At 66.2% G+C, this 22,677-nt stretch carries 14 protein-coding genes; 7 read left to right on the forward strand and 7 right to left on the reverse strand.

The annotated features are described in order from the left end of the window. Positions 1-271 precede the first annotated feature (271 nt). From B2527_RS02680 to B2527_RS02710, 7 genes are all read right to left on the reverse strand, one after another. Positions 272-685, reverse strand: a complete 414-nt coding sequence (locus tag B2527_RS02680) for an H-NS histone family protein (RefSeq protein WP_293706000.1) — start codon at positions 683-685, stop codon at positions 272-274. Positions 686-716: 31 nt separating this feature from the next. After that, the gene (locus tag B2527_RS02685) at positions 717-2,489 is read right to left on the reverse strand and encodes a glycoside hydrolase family 43 protein (RefSeq protein WP_293706001.1); all 1,773 of its coding nucleotides are present in this window, start codon (positions 2,487-2,489) and stop codon (positions 717-719) included. A 79-nt stretch (positions 2,490-2,568) separates the two neighbouring features. Beyond that, on the reverse strand, positions 2,569-3,462 hold the full coding sequence (locus tag B2527_RS02690; RefSeq protein ID WP_293706002.1) for a 2-dehydro-3-deoxygalactonokinase: 894 nt from the start codon (positions 3,460-3,462) through the stop codon (positions 2,569-2,571). Further along, positions 3,459-4,382: an SMP-30/gluconolactonase/LRE family protein gene (locus B2527_RS02695; RefSeq protein ID WP_293706003.1), complete on the reverse strand. Its 924-nt coding sequence runs from the start codon at positions 4,380-4,382 to the stop codon at positions 3,459-3,461. Before B2527_RS02695 ends, B2527_RS02690 begins: the two co-directional genes overlap by 4 nt. Beyond that, positions 4,379-5,530, reverse strand: coding sequence for a galactonate dehydratase (gene dgoD / locus B2527_RS02700; RefSeq protein WP_293706004.1), 1,152 nt, complete (start codon positions 5,528-5,530; stop codon positions 4,379-4,381). The genes B2527_RS02695 and dgoD overlap by 4 nt, the downstream gene beginning before the upstream one ends. After that, a complete protein-coding gene (locus B2527_RS02705) occupies positions 5,527-6,177 on the reverse strand; it encodes a 2-dehydro-3-deoxy-6-phosphogalactonate aldolase (protein WP_414716972.1) in 651 nt (216 codons plus the stop codon). Before B2527_RS02705 ends, dgoD begins: the two co-directional genes overlap by 4 nt. After that, positions 6,146-6,880, reverse strand: coding sequence for an SDR family oxidoreductase (locus B2527_RS02710; RefSeq protein ID WP_293706006.1), 735 nt, complete (start codon positions 6,878-6,880; stop codon positions 6,146-6,148). The genes B2527_RS02705 and B2527_RS02710 overlap by 32 nt, the downstream gene beginning before the upstream one ends. A gap of 251 nt (positions 6,881-7,131) precedes the next feature. Here B2527_RS02710 and B2527_RS02715 point away from each other — a divergent pair, with 251 nt between their 5' ends. From B2527_RS02715 to B2527_RS02745, 7 genes are all read left to right on the forward strand, one after another. Then, complete coding sequence (locus B2527_RS02715) at positions 7,132-8,085, forward strand: LysR substrate-binding domain-containing protein (protein WP_293706007.1); 954 nt, start codon at positions 7,132-7,134, stop codon at positions 8,083-8,085. Between the two features lie 304 nt (positions 8,086-8,389). Continuing rightward, positions 8,390-11,329, forward strand: coding sequence for a TonB-dependent receptor (locus B2527_RS02720; RefSeq protein ID WP_293706008.1), 2,940 nt, complete (start codon positions 8,390-8,392; stop codon positions 11,327-11,329). Between the two features lie 14 nt (positions 11,330-11,343). After that, positions 11,344-13,611, forward strand: coding sequence for a sialidase family protein (locus B2527_RS02725; protein WP_293706009.1), 2,268 nt, complete (start codon positions 11,344-11,346; stop codon positions 13,609-13,611). A gap of 83 nt (positions 13,612-13,694) precedes the next feature. After that, positions 13,695-15,530: a sialate O-acetylesterase gene (locus B2527_RS02730; protein WP_293706028.1), complete on the forward strand. Its 1,836-nt coding sequence runs from the start codon at positions 13,695-13,697 to the stop codon at positions 15,528-15,530. Positions 15,531-15,568: 38 nt separating this feature from the next. Further along, on the forward strand, positions 15,569-17,260 hold the full coding sequence (locus B2527_RS02735) for a DUF5597 domain-containing protein (RefSeq protein ID WP_293706010.1): 1,692 nt from the start codon (positions 15,569-15,571) through the stop codon (positions 17,258-17,260). A gap of 52 nt (positions 17,261-17,312) precedes the next feature. Continuing rightward, positions 17,313-20,180 carry a TIM-barrel domain-containing protein gene (locus tag B2527_RS02740; RefSeq protein ID WP_293706011.1) on the forward strand — a complete coding sequence of 956 codons (2,868 nt, stop codon included), beginning with the start codon at positions 17,313-17,315 and terminating at the stop codon, positions 20,178-20,180. A 97-nt stretch (positions 20,181-20,277) separates the two neighbouring features. Next, the gene (locus B2527_RS02745; RefSeq protein WP_414716976.1) at positions 20,278-22,659 is read left to right on the forward strand and encodes a glycoside hydrolase family 95 protein; all 2,382 of its coding nucleotides are present in this window, start codon (positions 20,278-20,280) and stop codon (positions 22,657-22,659) included. Positions 22,660-22,677 lie beyond the last annotated feature (18 nt).

Raw genomic sequence — 22,677 nt, forward strand, 5'->3', positions numbered from 1 at the left:
GCAGATCAACCGCGAACAGCACCCCTCCCCAGCCCTCCCCTTGCCTGCGGCAAAGGGAGGGGGTGTAGTGCCGAGCCATGCTCGGCAGAGGACTTGCAGGCAATGTTGCAGGGGCTGCATATGCCGCGAAGCTGGCGTTGCATCCACCGCAGTTCAATCGCGAACAGCACCCCTGCCAATCCTCCCCTTGCCTGCGGCAAAAGGAGGGGCGTAGTGCCGAGCCATGCTCGGCAGGGGCTTTGCACGCAGTGCCGCAGCGCTGAAGCGCGCTTCAGCTCTGCTTGAACAGCTGGCGCTTGCCGGTCAGCGGCTTGTCGTTCGGGGTGAGCTTGGCGACGCCGGGAATCAGGAAGTCCACCGGGCTATGGCCGAAACGGATCTTGGAGGCCAGCCAGAGCGGCATCTTGCCGCGGCCGGTCCAGGTGTTCCACGGGCTTTCGGGGTCGCGGTACTTCGGCGCTACCTTGGGCCCCTTGCGGCGGCGGGGCTTGGCCTTTGCCGCAGAGGTGACCCCTTCGCCGAAGAGTTCCTCGATGGTGTAGCCAGACTTTTGTGCCAGTGCGGTCAGCTGGCGCCGGACCTTGTCCACAGGTTGCCGGCCATTGAGTGCTTTCTGCCTTTCCTTGGCGTCACGGATGAGGGTGGTCAGCTCGCGGAGCGAGAGAGGATTAAGGTCGATACTCATGGCCCTAGGGTTGTTTCTGAGGGCTGGGGTGTCAAGCGGAACAGCCAGGGGGACCCCGGTCCGGAACCGGGTTTCGGAACGGAATCCACGCTGTCCCCGCCTTTTGCTGCCGGTTCTGCTTTCGATCAGGAAGTTTCAAGGCATAGGCGCCAAACGTGTTGCCGATGAAGCCGCCTGCCGTGTCGGCGCTGAGCAGGCTGGCATCCAGGTCGCCGCCGATGCGCTGCCATTGATCAGGGCGGGGGGCGAACCAGGCCTGCGCCTTGGGGCCGTCCAGTACCAGGCGCAGGCCGACGGTGTTGGTGTCGGCAGCCAGCGGCACCGCCGCCAGCAGGCGACCGGTTGCCGGATCCTGGTCGCCGGCGCGCAGGTACAGGGCGAGCATGCGCTTGCCGCCACGTGCCTGCAGGCCCAGTACATAGTGATAGCGCTCGTTCTGTAGGAGCACCAGCCCGGCCAGTTCGTTGTTTGCCACGCTGGCGGCGTCCAGCTGCAGTTCCAGGGTGGCGGCGTGGTGCTGCAGGCGATGCGCCAGGTAGTGCGCCTGACCGCCGCTCTCCAAGGTTCCCAGCGCGGTATCGCCTGCCTGCAGTTGCAGGCCCTTGGCGCCGGTGCTGAACCATGCCGACTGTGGCGGGTGCAGGGTCAGCCATTGCGGGGGCAGGGTGGTGGCGGTGAAATCCTGTGTCCAGCTGAAGGCGGCACTGTCGCGTGGTGGCAGCGGCATGTCGGCGACGATGGGGCGGGGCAGCTGCGTGGGCAACCTGGCGCCGCGCGGCAGTACCTGCGGCCAGCCATCGTGCCACTGCACCGGCAGCAGGAAGGTTTCGCGGCCCAGGTTGTACTGGTTGCCGCGATAAGGGCGGGTGGCCAGGAACACCGTCCACCAACTGCCATCGGCCAGCTGCACGAACTGGGCGTGGCCGGCCGATGTCACCGGCTGCGGGCGATTGGGGTCGAGATCGCGTTGGGTCAGCACCGGGTTGGCCGGGCCGGGCTGGTAGGGGCCGGCCAGCTGGCGGCTGCGCCAGATCATCTGCGCGTGCTGCTCACCGGTGCCGCCTTCGGCGGCGGTCAGGTAATACCAGCCGTCATGCTTGAAGATGTGCGGGCCCTCGATGTGCTCGGGCCTGCTGGCCGGGTCGGCGCCGCCATCCACCAGCAGGCGGCGTGCGCCGATGGCCTTGCCGCTGGCCAGATCAATCTGCTGCAGCCAGATCGCGCGGTGGCCGTCGTAGCGCAGCTCGCCATCGGGGACGTCGTTGTGCACCACCCAGGTGCTGCCGTCCTCGTCGAACACCAGCGACGGGTCGATGCCGCGCACCTGCAGCCATACCGGATCGGACCAGGGGCCGGCGGGGTCCTTGGCGTGGACCAGGAAGTTGCCACCGTCGCAGTAGAAGCAGGTGTTGACGATGTAGAAGGTGTCGCCGTGGTGGCTGATGGAGGCGGCGAACAGGCCACGGGTCAGCTCGTCCTTGCCGTAGTTGATCTGGCCCGGGCGGTCGATGGCGTTGCCGATCTGCGTCCAGTTGACCAGGTCACGGCTGTGGTGGATCGGCAGGCCCGGGAAATAGCCGAACGTGGAATTGACCAGATAGAAGTCGTCGCCCACCCGCACCAGCGACGGGTCGGGGTAGAAGCCGGGAACGATGGGGTTGCGGAAGTTGCCCGGCTGCAATGGTGGCTGTGCGTCGTCGCCGTGGTAGCTGATCGCATGGATCAATACGTCGGCCGAGGCCGGCGCGGAAAGCGCGGATGCCAGGCAAAGGAGCAGCAGGGGCCAGGGTCTGGGTGAACGCATGCAGTGCTCCTTGTTCTTGCGGGCAAGGGGATGCGGGTCCGCCAGCTCCCGGCACGGGCCCGCTGCCATGGTGGGAAGGCTATGCGCGGTGCTGCCACAGCGCATGCATGCCGCGCGCGGCCAGGTCCTCGGGGTGGCGTTGCACGCCCACGCCCCAGGCGGTCAATGCCTGCGCATACAAGGCCAGCAGGCGGTCGTTGCCGATCAGATGCACCTGCGACAGGCGCGGGGTGTGCTCGAGTACGCCGCTGGCCAGGATCTCGTGACCGATCAACAGGCCCGACAGATACGACGGCAGCGCGCTGCCTTCCATCTGGTTGAACAGCCCCAGCGTGCGCACACCAAACAGATGGTGCAGCAGGCCGCCACCTTGGCGGCTGCGCTTGAGGCCGGTCTCGAAGGCCCAGGCGTCGAAGCGGCTGTCATCGGCAGGCATCAGTTTGCCGAGCAGGCTGTGGTTGCGCAGCACGGCATACAGTTCGCCGGTCATCGCCGTGCTCAGGCGCTGGATGCGGCCGTTGGCAATGGCCACCCACTTGCTGTGCGTACCGGGCAGGCACACCACGTGGTTGCCGCGCGGCAGCACCGCCAGCAGGGCGGCGAGCTGTGTTTCCTCACCGCGCATCACATCGGGCACGGCGTCGTTACCGGTGTCGCTGATGCCCGGCACGATCCACAGCGTGCGCTCGGCCAGCGTGGGGGCCTGCAGGGGCACCAGTGCGCCGGCAAGTTCGTCGATGCCGGTGGGGCAGGGCAGGTAGGGCACTTCGCGCCAGCCACCGCGGCTGCCCACCATGCCGGACAGCAGGATCAGTGCATCGTCCCAGCCTGCGATCTCCCGCGCCAATACTGCTTCGAACTGGCCGGCGCTGGCCTGCAGGCCCTGCTCGCTGCGGCGCCGCTCATAGACATGCCCTTCGGCATCCAGCCGGTACAGGCGCAGGCTGCTGGTGCCCCAGTCGACGGCGATCATGGCAGCTGCACCCGATCAACCCGCGCGCTTACGCCGCGCAAAGGCAGTTTGAAAACAGCGCCGGCAAGGGGCTGCTGTGCCAGCGCGGCGTCGTCCAGGCCGATGCGGGCGCTGGTGATGTACAACGCATCGCGGCCCAGCACGCAGCACGAGGCATGGCGGGCAGGCAGCAGCACCTGCGCCACGACGTCGCCGTTGTCGGTGTAACGCATGATCCGACCGGCGCCCCAGTGCGCATTCCAGAGATGGCCATCGTCATCGACCACCGCACCATCGGGTTCGATGCCCGGTTCGGCCAGCGTCGCAAATACCTCCACCTGCCCGGTGTGGGCATTGGCGGCACTGTAAGGCGCGCTCAGCAGGCGGCCATCGGGTGAATCACAGAAGTAGATGCGCTCGCCCCGCGGACTGAAGCAGATGGCATTGGGAATGGCGGCCGAGGGCAGGGGCAGCGGACGCAGGCCGTGGGCTGCGCTCCACTGGTAATAGCGGCCGGCACGGCGGCTGTCGGTATGCTCGCTTTTGGTGCCGAACACGAAGTTGCCATGGCGATCGACGCGGCCGTCGTTGATACGGGTGTGCGCGTCGTCGGTTTCTACCGGGCACAGCAGCTGCAGCGGCAGTTCATCCTGCTGCAGCGCGGCCTCGGGGTCGGCGGCATACAGGCCCTTGGCCAGGCCCAACAGCAGGCGGCCATCGGTGGCCAGGGCAAGGCAGCCCAGCGCCGCGGGCAGCTGCCAATACCGGCTGCGGTTGCTGTCCAGGTCGTGGCGCCACAAGTGGCCGGCAAGGATGTCCGTCCAGTACAGCACGTTGCGGCGATCACACCACAGGATGCCTTCACCCAGGCTGCAGCGGCTGTCCACCAGCAACTGCGCGGTGCTTGTCGTTACGTCCACTTCCACGTTGGCCGCACTCACCATTCGGCAACACTGCCGTCGCTGTGGCGCCACAGCGGGTTGCGCCAGCGCGGCGGTTGCCTGCTGGCTTCGACCAGGCGCGCCTCGTCTATCTCCACGCCCAGGCCGGGTTTGGGCAGGGCGGCAATGCAGCCCTGTGCATCACAGGCAAAATCGTCCTTGTTGATCACGTAATCCAGCAGGTCGGCACCCTCGTTGTAGTGGATGCCGATGCTCTGCTCCTGCAGCACCGCGTTGTGGGCGACAAAATCCACCTGCAGGCACGCAGCCAGCGCCACCGGGCCCAGCGGGCAGTGCGGGGCCAGTGCCACATCGTGGGCTTCGGCCATGGCGGCGATCCTGTGGCACTCGCTGATGCCGCCGGCATGCGACAGGTCCGGCTGCAGGATGGACAGGCCACCGGCGGCCAGCACCGGCTTGAACTCGGTACGCGAATACATGCGCTCGCCCGCGGCCAGCGGAATGCTGCTGACTTCCGACAGCGGGCGGTAATACTCCCATTGCTCCGGCAGCACCGGTTCCTCAACGAACAAGGGGCGGTAGGGCGCCAGCTCCTTCAGCAGCACGCGTGCCATCGGTGCGCTGACCCGGCCGTGGAAATCGATGCCGAAGTCGACCGTGTTGCCAAGTGCTTCGCGGATGGTGGCGACCTTTTCGATGGCCGCATCGACGGCGCGTGGGCTGTCGATCAGCTTCAGCTCTTCGGTGCCGTTGAACTTGAAGGTGTCGTAACCCAGGCCCTGGTAGTGACGCATCTGCGCCACGATGTCGGCGGGGCGGTCGCCGCCTACCCAGCGGTAGGTCTTCATGCGGTCACGCACCAGGCCGCCGAGCAGCTGGTAGACCGGAACGCCCAGGGCCTTGCCCTTGATGTCCCACAAGGCCTGGTCGATGCCGGCGATGGCGCTCATCAGGATCGCACCGCCACGGTAGAAACCACCGCGGTACAGCACCTGCCACAGGTCGTTGATGCGGGCCGGGTCCTTGCCGATCAAGTAGTCGCCCAGCTCATGCACGGCCGCTTCCACGGTGGCGGCGCGGCCCTCGATCACCGGTTCGCCCCAGCCGCTGATGCCCTCGTCGGTCTCGATCTTGAGGAACAACCAGCGCGGCGCGGCCTGGTAGGTGGTCAGACGCACGATCTTCATGCCGAGTAGTCCAGATAGGCCTGGCGGAAGGCACGCGCGTGCTCGCGCGTGGTCTGCACCGACTGGCCGGGTTGATAAAGGTCACCGCCGGTGCCCGCACCCTGACAACCAGCGGAAAGATAGCTGGCCAGGGTGGTGGGGGAGACGCCACCGACGGCGAAAAGGGGAACGGGCGGCAGCACGCTGCGCAGGGCGCGCACCAGGGCCGGGCCGTGGATGGAGGCAGGGAACAGCTTGAGCAGCTGCGCACCTGCGCGCAGTGCCTGGAATGCTTCACTGGCGGTGGCGAAACCGGCTGCCACCAGCAGCCCTTCGGCGACTGCACGCTGGATCAGCTGCGGGTCGGTATTGGGGGTGACCATCAAGCGCCCACCGCTGCGCAGCAGCGCATCGATATGCGCCGGCTGCACCACCGTGCCGGCGCCGATGCAGGCGTGCTGGCCGTGGCGGCGCACGCTGCGTTGCACACTCTGCTCCCAGTCCGGCGAGTTGGTCGGGATTTCGATGGCATCGAAACCTTCCTCGACCAGCGCATCCACGTGCGCGTCCACCTCGGCAGGGGTGATGCCGCGCAGAATGGCGATCAAGGGCAACTGGAAGGGCAGGGTAGTCATGTCAGTCGTGGTACACCTGTGAGCGGCCGCCATCGATCAGGATGTCGGTGGCGTTGATGAAGCGCGCTTCGTCGCTGGCCAGGAACAGGGCGGTATAGGCCACTTCTTCCGGCGTACCGATGCGGCGGGGGGGCAGCAGGGCGGTCTGGCGCTCACGGGCACCGGGCTCGCGCTCGAACCATGCCTCGATACGTGGCACCAGGATCAGCCCGGGCGAGATCGAGTTCACGCGGATGCCGTGCGCGGCGTATTCAATGCCCAGCGAGCGGGTCATGCCGATCAAGGCATGCTTGGCCACCGGGTAGGGGAATGCGCCGGGGATGATCTTGTGCCCGTGCACCGAGGCGATGTTGACGATGGCGCCGGCCTGCTGCGCCACCATGCCTGGCAGCACCGCGCGGCACAGCCGCCAGGCGCCGTCCAGGTTCAGCGCGAAGCAGCGCTGCCACTGTTCCTCCTGCAGTTGCAGGGGGTCGGAAAATACATCGGCACCGGCATTGTTGACCAGCACGTCGATGCGGCCGTGGCGGGCCAGGATGCCGTCGATGGCCGCCTGCATCGCCGGGCCGTCGGTGATGTCACCCTGCAGCAGTTCGACGCCGTCGATGCTGGCCGGGTGCAGGTCGATGCCCACCACCTGCGCCCCTTCGCGGGTAAACAGCCGGGCAATGGCGGCGCCTATGCCGCTGGCGGCACCGGTGACCACGGCCAGCTTGCCGGCCAGGCGACCGCTCATCGGCGGCCTCCCGCCAGTCTGGTGTTGCCGCGCGTGTCCCGGCCTGCGCGGTTGGCGCCGGCTGGCAATGCTGCCCTCATCCCGTTCTCCCGTTGGCGTTCTGTCGTTGCCGGCCCTGCAGCCGGGGGGCGGCAGGGGCGGTGACGGAAGCGTGGCATAGCCTTGCGTGAGAACCTATGCGCGACAAATGAAATTTTTGTCGTAATGTATTCGCTGGGCGAATAGCTACTCAGCCGAGGGGATCGGCACGCATGGTTCAACCCACCACCGGCTGGTTCAATGCCACCCGTTTGAAGACCCGCCACCTGTTGCTGCTGCTGCACCTGTACGAGCAGCGCTCGGTGCTGCGCGCGGCCGAGGCCGCCAACATGACCCAGCCGGCCGCGTCCAAGCTGTTGGCGGAAATGGAGGACCTGCTGGGCGTGCCCTTGTTCGAGCGGCACGCGCGCGGAGTGGAGCCGACCTGGTACGGGCAGGTCCTTATCCGCCGTGCGCGCTCGGCGCTGTCGGAGATCGGCCGCGCCCAGGACGAGATCGCCGCGCTGCGCAGTGGCCGCACCGGCCAGGCAGCCATTGGCACCGTGGTCAACCCCGGCACCAACCTGGTGCCGCAGGCGGTGGCCGCGCTCAAGCGCGACTTCCCCGACATCCTGATCCGGATCGAGATGGACTACAGCCGCCCGCTGGTGGCCAAGCTGCTCGATGGCCAGTTGGACATCGTGGTCGGCCGCATCATGGGCGCCGAGGGCAGCAGCGAGCTGGAGTTCGAACCGTTGGCCGACGAGCCGCATTCGGTGATCGTGCGTGCGGGGCATCCGCTGGCCGGGCGCAGCCGGGTCAGCTACGGCGACCTGGTCGAGCACGGCTGGATCATGCCGCCGGACGGCAGCGTGCTGCGCTCACGGCTGGACGCGGTGTTCCTGGAGCATGGCCTGGTGCCGCCGCAGAACATCGTCGAGACCACCTCGCTGCCGGTCACCATCCACCTGCTGCGCCACAGCGACCTGCTGACCGCCTTGCCGGCCGAGTCGGTGGCGCCCTACCTGCAGACCGGGCAGATGCTGGTGCTGCCGATCGCGCTGGACGTGCGCATGGAGTTCTTCGGCATCATCCGCCGCCGTGACCAACTGTTGTCGCCGGGTGCCGAGCGCGTGCTGGAGGCCCTGCGGCAGACCGCGCGGAGGTTGTACCCGCCGGCCGGCTGAAGCGGGGTATTCGCTTCCGATATACATCCTGCGCATTTTTTCATTGGTCGGGAATGAGTACCCCCGCCTATGCTCGCCGCCGTGGCTGTCATTGGTCACCGGTATCAGGGCCATGGCCTGCGTGCGCCAAGGGGGGCATGCGGCTCCATCGGCAAAGGATGTGGAGTGCGGTAAGTCGAGTGCCCGGTTGTGGCTGGGTGCTTTGGTACGCGGTTTTCAACCTGCTTCACCTGGTGCCAAAGGCGCAACGACGTCGGTGCTGGGACAACTCAATCGTCGCCATGTGTCCTGGGAGGGAACACTCATGTCAACGTTCCAGAGCCGCCTTACGGTGGCCAATAGCGCGCGTCGCCGCGCCGGTACTGGTCTGCACCCCACTGTCCTTGCGCTGAGCGTGGCGCTGCTGCTGTCGGCCGCCGCTCAAGCACAGGATGCCACCACCACTCCGAAGGCCACCGACCTGGATACGGTCGAAGTCACCGGTACCCGCGGCAGCCTGACCAAGGCCCAGATCATCAAGGAACAGTCCGACCAGATCGTTGATTCGATCGTGGCCGAGGACATCGGCAAGCTGCCCGACAACAACGTTGCCGAAGCACTGCAGCGCATCACCGGCGTGCAGATCACCCGCAACAAGGGCGAAGGCAGCGGCATCATGGTGCGCGGCCTCACCCAGGTGCGCAGCGAGCTCAACGGCCGCGATATCTTCACCGCCAACGCCGGCCGTGCATTGAGCTGGGAAGACGTGCCAGCCGAACTGCTCGGTGGCGTGGACGTCTACAAGAACCCCAGCGCGGAGATGATCGAAGGCGGCCTCGGTGGCCTGGTCAACCTGCGCACGCGCATGCCCTTCGACCAGGACGGCATGAAGGTCTCCGGCAGCTTCACTCTCAACAAGTGGGACCTGCGCGACTCGCTGCAGCCCTCGGCATCCATCCTGTTCTCCAACCGCTGGAACACCGACGCCGGTGAATTCGGCGTGCTGTTCAACGTTGCCCACCAGGAAGGCCAGTACCGCGAAGACCGCATCAACATGGGCAGCTACCTGTCCTATGACGATGTGCCCGGCTACGAAGGCCAGAGCGTTGTCATTCCCAGCGAAGTCGGCATGTACAGCCACTTCGGTGACCGTGAGCGTGACGGCCAGTACGTGGCGCTGCATTGGAAGCCGAACGACGACGTCGAGATCTACGGCACCGTGCTGCGCTCGGACTACAAGTTCCGCAACCGCGAATACAGCGTGCGCGTGGGCAACCTCAACAACAACACCCAGGACCTGGTGAACTGGTCCAACAACGGCTGGGGCTTCGTTTCGCCGAGCATCCCGGGCTATGAAGCGTTCAACGACCCGTTCGGCTTCGACGGCAACGGCGAGTTCCAGCACGGCACCTTCAACAATGCGCTGATCACCACCACCGCGCGCATGGACTGGCGCAACTCGGTGACCACCGACTATGCGCTGGGCGGCAAGTGGCAGGTCAATGACAACCTGCACCTGTCCACCGACTTCCAGTACATCGATGCCACCACCGAGAGCGTCAACTACTGGGTGGACCTGCTCGCCGGCCAGGTGGATCCGGATGACTGGCGTGGCTGGTCCGGCCTGTACGGCGTGCCGCCGGTGCGCGTGGACATGAGTGGCCGCTATCCGTCGGTGACCGTCCTGGACCGCGAGACCGGCCAGCCGATCAATGGCTATATGAGTGACATCAGCAACTACGGTGGCTGGTACTCGCACCTGGACAAGCGTGACAACAACGACGCCGACCAGTTCTCCTGGCGCGCCGACCTGCGCTGGGATTTCCTCGACAGCGACCTGCTCAACGACCTGCGCATGGGCGTGCGTTACACCGACCGCAGCGCCATCACCCGCAGCTCGGGCTGGAACTGGCAGAAGATCGCACCGGCCGGTACCGACAATGCCTGGGGCAGCTTCACCCCGGCGCCGTTCGGCGACTATCCCGATGCCTGCTACCGGCTGTTCCCGTTCAGTGACCACTTCCGTGGCAACAGCGGGCTGCCGACCGGCTACGTTGCCTGCGACGAGATGGTCGCCGACTACGAGAACACCGTGCGCATGTTCGGCCACGAGCCGATCGCCTACAACCCGATCACCGACATCCGCGAGTACACCGAGAAGACCTACGCCGCATACGCGATGCTGCGCCTGGGCAACGACTCGGCGCGCTTCCCGTGGGACGTCAATGTCGGCGCGCGCGTCGTGCGCACCGAAACCACGGTCAACGGTTATGAGCTGGCGCAGAATTCGGCCACCAATGACACCAACCAGGTCAACGCCAAGCACTCCTACACGGACGTGCTGCCGAGCCTGAACTTCCGCATATTCCTGACCGACAACCTGCAGTGGCGCGTGGCCGCTTCGCGGGCGATGTCGCGCCCGGACTTCAATCTGATGGACCCCTACGTCTATCTCAACGACACGTTCTTCGACTTCAACACCGGTGGCGTCTCCTACGCCAGCCGCGGTAATCCGAACCTGGACCCGATGTATTCCAACCAGTTCGATACCTCGCTGGAGTGGTACTTCGGCCTGGGCTCGATGATCTACGGCACCGCGTTCTACAAGCAGGTTGACGGCTTCTACTACTACGACACGATCGCCGCCAACTACTTCGATCCGAACTTCGACATGCCGCTGGAAGGTTCCACCACTGGTGAGACCCGTCCATGCGTGAGCATGGAGTGCGTGCGCGAGTTCCAGCTGCAGACCCGCGCCAATGGTCAGGATGGCAAGATCAAGGGCTTCGAAGTTGGTTACCGCCAGTTCTTCACCTTCCTGCCGGGCGCGCTGGACGGCCTGGGCTTCGAGGCCAACTACACCTACGTGGATAGCAAGGCGCCGGCACCGGATGCCGCCAGCACCGACGGCATCGAGATTTCCTACCTGCCGTTGGAAGGCCTGTCCAAGAAGAGCTACAACGTGGTGCTGATGTACGAAAAGGAACGTGTGTCGTTCCGTGCCGCCTACAACTGGCGTGATACCTGGCTGGTCACCACGCGGCCGCCGAACGCCGGCCACGTGCCGCAGTACCACGACGCAACCGGCCAGCTGGATGCCTCGCTGCGCATCAACCTCAACAAGATATGGTCGGTGACCCTGGATGGCACCAACCTGCTGGACGAGGTGCGCTCGGATTACTACGGCAGCAGCAGCCGTCCCAACGGCTGGTACGTCAATGATCGTCGTTATGGATTGAGCATCCGGGCCAACCTGGATCTTTGAACGGAGGTGCGGTGATGGCAGGTGTCGGGCGCTTCACTACAGGTGGTACGCAGCAACACGCGGCCACGGGCGCCGGGCTTCTGCGGCGGTGGATGCTGGCGGCGGCGATGCTGCTGCCAGCGACGGTCGCGCTGTCCGCACCCGCGGTGGCGCCAGCGGAGTACCAGTGGCACAACGTCGCCATCGGCGGCGGCGGCTTCGTAACCGGGCTGGTCTTCCACCCGCAGCAACAGGGGCTGCAGTACGCGCGCACCGATATCGGTGGCGCGTACCGTTGGGAGCCGGCGCAGCAGCGCTGGCAACCGTTGCTGGATTGGATGGATGCCAGCGACCAGGGCCGCTTCGGCGTGGAAAGCATGGCCGTTGATCCGGCCGATCCCGATCGCCTGTACATGGCGGTGGGTACCTATCTGCATGCGCGTGGCAGCAATGGCGTGATCCTGCGTTCGAGCGACCGCGGGCAGAGTTTCCAGCGCACCGAACTGCCGTTCAAGATGGGCGGCAATGAACTTGGCCGCGCCAATGGAGAGCGCCTGGCGGTGGACCCGAACGACGGCAAGGTGCTGCTGTTTGGCACCCGTGCAAACGGCGTCTGGCGCAGCGGCGACGGAGGCATCAGCTGGAGCGAGTTGAAGTCGTTTCCGGCAATCGCCAAATCCTCGGCGGCCACGGCACCGAGCTGGAACGGTGCGCAGGCCATCGGCGTGGCCTTCATCAGTTTCGAACCAGACAGCAAGGGGGGCGACGGTGCATCGCGCACGGTATACGCCGGCGTCTCCACCCAGCAGACCGCGCTGTACCGCTCCGACGATGCAGGCAGCAGCTGGCAGGCAGTGCCGGGCCAGCCGACCGGCTTGCGCCCCAACCACATGGTGCGCGACAGCCTGGGCCGCTGGTTGCTGAGCTACGGCGACCAGCCCGGCCCCAACACCATGAACAACGGTGCGCTGTGGCGCTTTGATCCGCGCGACGGTGCATGGACCGACATCACCCCGGCACCGCAGTCCAGCGACCTGCAGGGCGATGGTTTTGGCTGGGGTGCGGTGGCGGTGGACCCGCAGGACCCGCAGCGCATTGTCGCCAGCACCTTCAACCGCTTTGCGCCGCACGATGACATCTTCCGCAGCGTCGATGGCGGCCGCAGCTGGACTGCCTTGTCCACACGTGCCGACTTCGATCATTCGTATGCGCCGTGGACCGCGGAGGCGCGGCCGCATTGGATCGGCGTGCTGGCCATTGACCCGCACGATGCCGGCCACCTGCAGTTCGTCACCGGCTACGGCATCTGGGATACGCGCGACCTGCGCAGCTTCGACGAAGGCAAGCGCCTGACCTGGCGTTTCCCGCTGGCCGGTTTCGAGGAGACCGTTCCGCTGGCGCTGGTCAGCCCGCCGCAGGGTGCGCATCTGGTCAGTGGCCTGGGCGACATCGACGGCTTCGTGCATGACGATCTGGACACACCGCAGCAGCGGTTTGCCGGCGTGCGCTTCTCCAATACCGAAAGCCTTGCCTATGCCGGGCAGGCACCGCAGCTGATGGTGCGTACCGGCTACTTCCATGACCGCCCCGAAGGCGCGGTGCGTGCGGCCTGGTCGAAGGATGGCGGCCGCAGCTGGACGGCATTCGCGCACGAACCGCCCGATGGCGAGGGTGCGGGCCGCATCACCCTGGCCGCCGATGGCAAGCGGGTGATCTGGCAGACCCGTAATGGCGGCCATTGGCTCAGTGCCGATTTCGGCGGCCGTTGGCAGGCGGTGAAAGGCCTGCCGAAGAATGCGGTGGTGGAAGCGGACAAGCGGGAGGCCGGCGTGTACTACGGCTTCGATCCGGTCAGCGGCGCGCTGTATGTCAGTGGCGACGGCGGCGTGGAATTCCGTCAGGCCGAGGCCGGCGTCGGGGCGGTGGGTGATTGGTTCCGTGCCGAGATCCGACCGAATCCGTGGCAGGCCGGTGAGGCCTGGGTTGCCGCTGGTTGGCGAGGCCTGTTGCACTGGTCGCCGGGCAAGCTGCGTCGAGTGGAAGGCCTGGACAACGTGTTTTCGGTCGGGCTGGGCAAGCCGCTCAAGGACGGTGACACGCCGGTGCTGTTCGCATTCGGCGAGATGGCCGGCAAGCGTGGCCTGTACCGCTCGGACAACGGTGGCCGCCGCTGGACCCGCATCGACAACGACGCGCAGCGCTTTGGCGGCGTGATCCGTCACGTCACCGGTGATACGCGTATTCCCGGCCGCGTCTATTTCGGCACCGAAGGCCGTGGCATCTGGTACGGAGAATCGAATTGAAACCGTTGTTCGCAGTGATTGGCCTGGCAGCGCTTGCCAGCAGTGCACAGGCAGTTGAGCTGCCGCGCGTGTTCGCCGACGGCATGGTGCTGCAGCGTGACCAGCCCGTGCCTGTATGGGGCAAGGCGGCACCGGGTGCACAGGTACGCATCGATTTCGCGGGCAGACAGGTGACGGTGAAGGCCGCTGCCGACGGCAACTGGCGTGCACCGTTGGCCGCGCTACCGGCTGGCGGCCCGTATGTGCTGAGCATCGACGACAAGGCTGCGCCAAAGCAGTTGCATGACGTCTACGTCGGTGAAGTGTGGCTGGCCTCGGGCCAGTCCAACATGGAATGGCCACTGGCCCAGACCGATGGCGCCGAGGCAGCGATAGCAGCTGCCAATGATCCGCTGATCCGCCATTTCAAGATTCCCAAGTCGTGGGCTGGCGCACCGCAGTGGCAGCTCACTGGCGGTGACTGGCGGCAGGCAACGCCGCGTACCGCCGGCGACTTTTCGGCTGTGGCCTATTACTTCGCGCAGCAGCTGCGCGCGCGCACCGGTGTAGCGGTCGGCATCATCGACAGCACCTGGGGCGGCAGCACCATCGAAGCATGGACCGACGCAGCAACGCAGGGCCTGGACAGCGCCGCACTGGCCGCGCAGGCGGCCGCACTGCGCGACGCCGATGCCAAGGCCTTGCAGGTAACCCACGCCAACCTCGCGCGCTGGCCGCAGCTGCCGGCCGATGCCAGCCACTGGCATGAGGCTGATGTCGATGCGGCGCAGTGGACCACCATCACTGTCCCCGGCCTGTGGGAAAGCCAGGGCTGGAATGGCATGGACGGCGTTGCCTGGTACCGCGCCAGCTTCCGCCTCAGCGCCGATGAAGCTGCCAGGGGCGTGACCCTGGGCGTTGGCCGCATCGACGACAGTGATACCACCTGGGTCAACGGCCAGCAGGTTGGCGAAACCAAGTTGCAGTACAACCTGGCGCGTCGCTACAGCGTGCCCGCGTCCGCTTTGCATGCCGGCCTCAACCATGTCGCGGTGCGCGTGCAGGACTTCGGTGGCGGTGGTGGCATCCACGGCGAGGCCAGCGAAGTGTTCGTACAGCCGCAGGGCGCGGCCGCGCGTGCGCTGGATGGCTGGAGCTTCCGCGTCGAGAGCGCACAGGTCGCGCTGGTCGATGACAAGAACCAGCACCCAACCCTGCTCTACAACGCGATGATCCATCCACTGCAGGACTACGGCGTGCGTGGCGTGCTCTGGTACCAGGGCGAATCCAACGCCAACACCCTGCCGCAGGCACAGAAGTACCGCCAGCAGTTCCCGGCCTTGATCGGGCAGTGGCGTGCGCAATGGCATGCACCGGACCTGCCGTTCCTGTGGGTGCAGCTGGCACCCTTCTCGTCCGGCGCGGACAGGCGCGATGCCGACGATGTCGCTATCGAAAGCCCTTGGGCACTGCTGCGTGAATCGCAGAGCGCGACGCTGTCGCTGCCAGCCACTGCACAGGTGGTGATCACCGACGTGGGGGATGTGCACGACATCCACCCGCGCAACAAGCGCACCGTTGGCGATCGCCTGGCGCTGGCCGCAGGAAAGCTGGTTTACGGCGATGACACGGTCATCGCCTCCGGCCCGGGCTACGTTGGCCATGACGTACAGGGCAGCAACGTGGTGCTGCGCTTCGACCCCGGTGCTGCACCGTTGCAGGCAGGTGGCGGCGGTGAACCCAAGGGCTTTGAAGTTGCAGGCAGTGATGGGCGTTTCCATCGCGCGCACGCACGCATAGATGGCAACCGGGTGATCCTGCAGAGCAGTGCAGTGAAGGCGCCGGTAGCCGCACGTTACGGCTGGAGTGATACCGCGCAGGCCGCGAATCTGACAGGCGCCACCGGCTTGCCGGCGTCGCCTTTCCGCACCGGGCCATGAGGGCCCGTGTTCCCTGCAAGAAGCAAGAGGAAACGACCATGAAGTTGACTATCCAACGCACCCCGTCGATCAACACCGGCTTGTTTGCCGCTGCAATGGCCATGCTGTTGGCGGCCTGCGGCGGTTCGAGCCCGAATGCGTCCGTGCCGCAGGCTGGCGACGTCAAGGCTGCAGCGGCAAGCCCGGCGAACACGACGGAACTGCCCAGGCTGGTTACGGAAAACGGTCGTCATGCGCTGTTTGTCGATGGCAAGCCGTTCCTGATCCTCGGCGCACAGGTCAACAACTCCAGCAACTACCCGCAGGCGCTGGACGACGTATGGCCGGCGATAGAGCTGGTCAAGCCAAACACGGTGATGGTGCCGGTGGCCTGGGAACAGGTGGAAGCCAAGGAAGGTGCGTTCGATTTCGCCTTCGTCGATACCCTGTTGGAGCAGGCCCGCGAAAAGAAGGTGCGGCTCATCCTGCTGTGGTTCGCCACCTGGAAGAACAACGGCCCGAACTATGCGCCGGAGTGGGTGAAGCTGGACAACCAGCGCTTCCCACGCGTGATCACCGCCGACGGCCGCACCCTCAACTCGCTGTCACCGCATGCACCGGCGACCCTGGAGGCCGATCGCAAGGCCTTCGTGCAGCTGATGCGTCACCTCAAGGCCAAGGACCCGCAGCACACGGTGATCATGGTGCAGCCGCAGAACGAGCCGGGCACCTATGGCAGCGTGCGCGACTTCTCGCCGCTGGCGCAGAAGGACTTTGATGCGGCCGTACCCGAGGCCCTGCTGAAGAAGCTGGGCAAGCAGCCGGGGACGTGGCGTGACGTGTTCGGCGCCGATGCCGACGAGTTCTTCCATGCCTGGCATATCGCTCACTACATCGACCAGGTCGCCGCCGCCGGCAAGGCCGAGTACAACCTGCCGATGCTGGTGAACGCTGCGTTGCGTGGCCCCTTCAATCCCGGCCAGCCCGGCCAGTACGCCAGCGGGGGCCCCACCGACAACGTGCTGGACGTGTACAAGGCAGCAGCGCCGAACATCGATCTGCTGGCGCCGGACATCTACATGCCCGAGTACACGATGTACACCACGGTGCTGGAACGCTATTCGCGCGCCGACAATCCGCTGTTCGTCGCCGAAACCGGCAACCGCGAGGAGTACGCGCGCTACTTCTTCTCCGCGTTGGGTCACCAGGCCATCGGCTGGTCGCCGTTCGGCATCGACTACTCCAAGTACTCCAACTATCCGCTCGGCGCACGGGCCATGAACCCGGAGACGCTGGAGCCTTTCGCGCTCAACTATCGACTGGTGGCGCCCGCTGCCGGGGTCATCGCCAAGGCCAGTTTCGAGGGCAAGGTGCGTGCCACCGCCGAGCAGCCAGGGCAGGCAGTGCAGACCCTGAAGATCGATGACAAGTGGAACGCGGTGATCACCTATGGCGTGCCGCAGTTCTGGTTCCAGGGCGAGCCGCCGGGCAACCCCGAGCCGATTGGGCGGGCGCTGGTGGTGCAGTTGGGCGCGGATGAATTCCTGGTCACCGGCGCCCACGCACGCATCAGCCTGGTCGCCGCCGATCCGGCGGTTGCCGAGCGGCAGATCTACCACTCGGTGGATGAAGGCACCTATGTCGACGGCGAATGGACGTTCCGCCGCCGCTGGAACGGTGACCAGACCGACTACGGCCTCAATTTCTCCAGCGCCCCGCAGTTGCTGCGGGTGAAGCTGGCCACGTACTGAGCAGTCGCATACAGCAAGGCGCCAACCAGGCGCCCCGACGGAGGGAGATCCAATGAGTTTGCAGAACAAGCCCGCGCGCCTGCGCACCCGCCTGCTGGTACTGGCCGTGGCCGCCGCGATGGCGCCGCTGGCCGGCGCGCAGACCGTGCAGAAGCAGGCCGATGGCGTGGTGGTTGCGCCCGCCGATGCCAAGGCGGCCAAGGTCCGCCTGCAGTTGGTGGACCAGAACATCATCCGCGTCAGTGCCGACGTGGACGGTGACTTCCAGCGCAGCCCCAGCCTGATGCGGGTGGCCAGCACCACCCCGGTGCCCAGCTTCGATGTCAGCCAGGACGCCACTGCGGTGACCTTGAAGGCCGCCGGCATTTCCGCCCAGGTGGCCTTGGCCGATGGCCGCGTCAGCTTCTTCGATGCGGCCGGCAAGCCGCTGCTGGCCGAGTCTGCTGCCGCCCGTGGCTTCAGCGCCGAGCAGGTCGAAGGCAAGCCGATGTACAGCGTGCGCCAGCGCTTCGATTCGGTGGAAGGCGAGGGCCTGTACGGCACCGGCCTGCACCAGCAGGGCTGGATGAACCTCAAGGGTCGCGATGTCGAACTGCTCCAGCACAACATCGACAACGCCATTCCGTACCTTATCTCCAGCCGCAACTACGGCATTCTCTGGGACAACAACTCGATCACCCGTTACGGCGATCCCAAGGGTCTGCGACCGCTGCAGGAAGACCTGGTGGTCTATGACGCGCAGGGCAAGCCGGGGGCATTCACCGCGACCTATTCCTTCGATGGCCAGCAGCGTGTGGTACGCCGCGAGAACGAGATCAACTACCAGTACATCAAGGACCTGAAGGCGCTGCCCACCGAGGGCTGGAACACCGCCCAGGGCGGCCGTACCCAGGTGGTGTGGGAAGGCGCCATAGAAGCGAAGCAGGGCGGTCGCCACACGTTCTCGATGTACAACAGCGAGTACGCCAAGGTCTACATCGACGGCAAGCTGGTGATCGACCGCTGGCGCCAGAACTGGAACCCGTGGCACCACGAGTTCGCGCTGGACCTGCAGGCGGGCCAGAAGCACCAGGTGAAGGTGGAATGGGATGCGATTGACCCGTCCTACATCGCGCTGCTGCACCGCGACCCGCTGCCGGCGGCCGAAGCCAATGATCTTTCGATCTGGTCCGAAGCCGGGCAGATGATCGATTACTACGTGGTAGCCGGCAGCAATGCCGATGAACTGATCGCCGGTTACCGCGAACTGACCGGCAAGGCGGTGCTGCTGCCCAAGTGGTCGTATGGCTTCTGGCAGAGCCGTGAGCGCTACAAGACCCAGGACGAGCTGACCGGTGCGCTGGACGAGTACCGCCGCCGCAAGCTGCCGATCGACGCCATCGTGCTCGACTGGTCGTATTGGCCGGAAGACGCCTGGGGCTCGCACGACTTCGACAGCAAGAACTTCCCGGACCCGACCGGCATGATCAAGCACGTGCACGAGCAGAACGCGCAGATCATGATTTCGGTGTGGCCGAAGTTCTACCCGACCACCGCCAACTACAAGGAACTCGACGCCGCCGGTGCCATGTACCACCGCAACGTAGAAGTCGGCGAGCTGGACTGGATCGGCAAGGGCTACCTGAATTCCTTCTACGACCCGTACTCGCAGAAGGGCCGCGACATCTTCTGGCGGCAGGTCAACGAGAAGCTCAACAGCCGTGGCATCGACGCCTGGTGGCTGGACGCCTCCGAGCCGGACCTGCACAGCAACATCGACATCGGTGAGCGCAAGGCACGCACCACGCCGACCGCGATCGGTAGCTCGGTGGAGTACTTCAACTCGTATCCGCTGGTGCATTCCGAAGGCGTGTACGAAGGCTCGCGCGAGGTCGATCCGGACAAGCGCGTGTTCATCCTCTCGCGTGCCTACTTCGCCGGCCAGCAGCGTGCGGGTGCCGCGTTCTGGAGCGGTGACATCGTGCCGCGCTGGGACGACATGCGTGAGCAGATCTCCGGCCTGGTCAATGCCTCAATGGCCGGTGCACCGAACGTCAGCTTCGACATCGGTGGCTTCTCGCCGGAGCAGCGCTTCATCGACAAGGACCCGGCGCACCTGCCGGAGTGGCGCGAGATGAGCCTGCGCTGGTTCCAGTACGGCGCCTTCGTGCCGGTGTTCCGCCTGCACGGCCAGTTCCCGTACCGCGAGATCTGGGAAATCGCCCCGGAAGGCACGCCGCACTACAACAGCTTCGTGCACTACCTGAAGCTGCGTTACACGCTGCTGCCCTACATCTACACCCTGGCCGGTGATACCTGGCAGAAGGACGGCACCATCCTGCGCGCGATGGCGATGGACTTCCCGGCCGACCCCAAGGTGCGTGACATCGCCGACCAGTACCTGTTCGGCCCGGCCTTCCTGGTTGCGCCGGTGACCGAGTTCAAGGCCACCAGCCGCCAGGTCTACCTGCCGGCCGGCACCAGCTGGATCGACTTCAACACCGGCGAGCGCCATGCCGGTGGCCAGACCATCACCGCCGCCGCGCCGCTGGAGCGCAGCCCGCTGTTCGTGCGTGCCGGCTCCATCGTGCCGCGCACCGTGGTCCAGCAGTACGTGGACGAGCAGCCCAACGCACCGGTCACCCTCGAGATCTATACCGGTGCCGATGGCAGCTTCTCGCTGTACGAGGACAACGGCCGCAACTACGGCTACGAGCGGGGCCAATCCAGCCGTATCCCGCTGCAGTGGGACCAGGCCAAGGGCGTGCTGAGCATCGGTGCACGTGAGGGCAGCTACCCGGGCATGCAGGACAAGCGCGAGCTGCGCGTGCGCTGGGTGGATGGTCCGCGTGACGGCGTGGGTGCGCTGGAGCCCAAGGCCGATGTCGTGATCCGCTACGACGGCAAGGCGCAGGCCATCACCCGGCCGACTGCCCGCTGACAGACGCCGACTAGTCCGGCATTATGGAAACCGGTGGACATTTGAGTCTGGGAGGGCCGGAATGAACGCTGCAAACGGTCCTGTCCCGGTCGTCGGGATGACCACTGAAAGCGCCGGGCTGGTACAGCCCGGCCGCCGTGCGCTGTTCAAGGGCGCGGCGGCCGCGTTGGCCGTCGGCAACCTGCCGCTGGCCGGCATGCTGCAGGCCGCGACGCCGGAAGCCGCGGCGTCGGCCGCCGACCTGCTGTGGTATCGGCAGCCGGCGCGCAGCTGGGTGGAAGCCTTGCCGCTGGGCAATGGCCGGCTTGGCGCGATGGTGTTCGGTGGCGTCGCCAACGAGCGCCTGCAACTCAATGAAGACACGCTCTATGCCGGTGGCCCGTACAGCGCGGTCAACCCGCGTGCGCGCGACAGCGTGCAGCGCGTGCGTGAGCTGGTCTTCGCCGGTGACTATGCCGCCGCAGAAGCACTGGCCAACGAGACGCTGATCTCGCGGCCGGTCAAACAGATGCCGTACCAGCCGCTGGGCAACCTGTGGCTGGAGTTCCATCGCCTGGAAGGCATCAGCGATTACCGCCGTGAGCTGGATCTGGATGCGGCCATTGCCCGCACCAGCTTCCGTGCCGGTGCCGGCCTGCATCGCCGCGAGGTGTTCATCTCGCCGGTCGATCAATGCCTGGTGTTGCGCTACTCCGTGGAAGACGGTGAGCCGATGGGCGGTTTCATCCGCACCGCCAACGAGCACGCAACCAGTACGACGGCCACCGACGATGGTTGGCTGGTCAGCGGCCACAACGTGTCGCGCGACGGAGTGCCCGGCAAGCTGCGTTTTGCGTTCCGTGTGCAGGTACGCCACGTTGGCGGCAAGCTGCGCATCAACACCGATCACATCGCCTTCGACGGCGTGCGTGAGCTGGAACTGCGACTGGTCGCCGCCACCAGCTACCGCGCCTTCGATGACGTCGGCGGCGATCCGGAAGCGATCACCGCCGCACAGTTGTCCAAGGCCGCAGGCAGAAGCGCCGCGCAGCTGCGCGCCGATCACCTGGCCGAACACCAGCGCCTGTACCGGCGCATGCACCTGGACCTGGGCCGCACTGTTGCCGCCGACAAGCCTACCGATGAACGCATCGCGGCTTTTGCCAGCGGTGATGATCCGGCACTGGTCGCGCTGTACCACGCCTATGCCCGTTACCTGTTGATCTGCAGCTCGCGTCCCGGCACCCAGCCGGCCAACCTGCAGGGCATCTGGAACGATCTGATGGACCCGCCGTGGGAGAGCAAGTACACGCTCAACATCAACACGCAGATGAATTACTGGCCGGCCGAAGCGGCGGCCTTGCCCGAATGCGTGGAGCCCTTGCAGCGGATGATCGGCGAACTGGCCCGCAGCGGCGCGCTCACCGCGCAGCAGATGTACGGCGTCGATGGCTGGGTGGTGCACAACAACACCGACCTGTGGCGCGTCAGCACGCCGCCAGATGGCGCGCAGTGGGCACTGTGGCCGACTGGCGGCGCGTGGCTGCTGCAGCAGCTGTGGGACCGCTGGGACTATGGCCGCGACCCGGCTTACCTGCGCCAGGTCTGGCCGCTGTTCAAGGGCGCGGCGCTGTTCTTCGCCAACAGCCTGCAGCGCGATCCGAACACCGGCCACCAGGTCACGGTGCCGTCGATCTCGCCGGAGAACCAGCATCCGCACGGCGCGGCGATCTGCGCCGGGCCGACCATGGATGCGCAGCTGCTGCGCGACCTGTTCGGCCAATGCATCGAAGCCGCCCGCCTGCTCGATACCGATCACGCCTTCGCCGCACAACTGGACACGCTGCGTGCGCAGCTGCCGCCGAACCGGGTCGGCCGCGCCGGCCAGTTGATGGAATGGCAGCAGGATTGGGACATGCAGGCGCCGGAGCTGCAGCATCGGCACGTCTCGCATCTGTACGGCCTGCACCCGTCCAGCCAGATCAACCGCCGCGACACACCCGAGCTCAGCGCCGCCGCACGCCGCACCTTGGAACTGCGCGGTGACGAAGCGACCGGCTGGGGCATCGCCTGGCGCCTGAACCTGTGGGCGCGGCTGGGCGAAGGCCAGCGTTGCCTGCAGATCCTGCGCCTGCTGCTGGCACCGCAGCGCAGCTATCCAAACCTGTTCGACGCACATCCGCCGTTCCAGATCGACGGCAATTTCGGTGGCGCCGCCGGCATCGTCGAGATGCTGGTGCAGAGCTGGGGCGGGGCGGTGTTTCTGCTGCCTGCACTGCCGGCCGAACTGGCGCAGGGCACCTTGCAGGGCGTGCGTGTGCGCAATGCCGGCGTGCTCGACCTGCAGTGGAGCGCAGGCCGCCTCCAGCAGGTCAGCCTGCTGGCCGAACGCGGCGGCGCCTTCAACCTCGTCTACCAAACCCACGAACTGAAACTGGACCTGCGTGCCGGCCAGCGCATCACCGCGCAGCTGCACGACGGTCAATGGAGTCTTGCATGATTCACCTTGCTTCCCGTT

This window comes from Stenotrophomonas sp. UBA7606 (assembly GCF_002477705.1).
Taxonomy (GTDB): domain Bacteria; phylum Pseudomonadota; class Gammaproteobacteria; order Xanthomonadales; family Xanthomonadaceae; genus Stenotrophomonas.

Bases quoted from the DNA above. Each gene is read 5' to 3' on its own strand.
- B2527_RS02680 (WP_293706000.1), bottom strand. From the start codon at position 685: ATGAGTATCGACCTTAATCCTCTCTCGCTCCGCGAGCTGACCACCCTC.
- B2527_RS02685 (WP_293706001.1), bottom strand. From the start codon at position 2,489: ATGCGTTCACCCAGACCCTGGCCCCTGCTGCTCCTTTGCCTGGCATCC.
- B2527_RS02690 (WP_293706002.1), bottom strand. From the start codon at position 3,462: ATGATCGCCGTCGACTGGGGCACCAGCAGCCTGCGCCTGTACCGGCTG.
- dgoD (WP_293706004.1), bottom strand. From the start codon at position 5,530: ATGAAGATCGTGCGTCTGACCACCTACCAGGCCGCGCCGCGCTGGTTG.
- B2527_RS02705 (WP_414716972.1), bottom strand. From the start codon at position 6,177: ATGGCGGCCGCTCACAGGTGTACCACGACTGACATGACTACCCTGCCC.
- B2527_RS02710 (WP_293706006.1), bottom strand. From the start codon at position 6,880: ATGAGCGGTCGCCTGGCCGGCAAGCTGGCCGTGGTCACCGGTGCCGCC.
- B2527_RS02715 (WP_293706007.1), top strand. From the start codon at position 7,132: ATGGTTCAACCCACCACCGGCTGGTTCAATGCCACCCGTTTGAAGACC.
- B2527_RS02720 (WP_293706008.1), top strand. From the start codon at position 8,390: ATGTCAACGTTCCAGAGCCGCCTTACGGTGGCCAATAGCGCGCGTCGC.
- B2527_RS02725 (WP_293706009.1), top strand. From the start codon at position 11,344: ATGGCAGGTGTCGGGCGCTTCACTACAGGTGGTACGCAGCAACACGCG.
- B2527_RS02730 (WP_293706028.1), top strand. From the start codon at position 13,695: ATGGTGCTGCAGCGTGACCAGCCCGTGCCTGTATGGGGCAAGGCGGCA.
- B2527_RS02735 (WP_293706010.1), top strand. From the start codon at position 15,569: ATGAAGTTGACTATCCAACGCACCCCGTCGATCAACACCGGCTTGTTT.
- B2527_RS02740 (WP_293706011.1), top strand. From the start codon at position 17,313: ATGAGTTTGCAGAACAAGCCCGCGCGCCTGCGCACCCGCCTGCTGGTA.
- B2527_RS02745 (WP_414716976.1), top strand. From the start codon at position 20,278: ATGACCACTGAAAGCGCCGGGCTGGTACAGCCCGGCCGCCGTGCGCTG.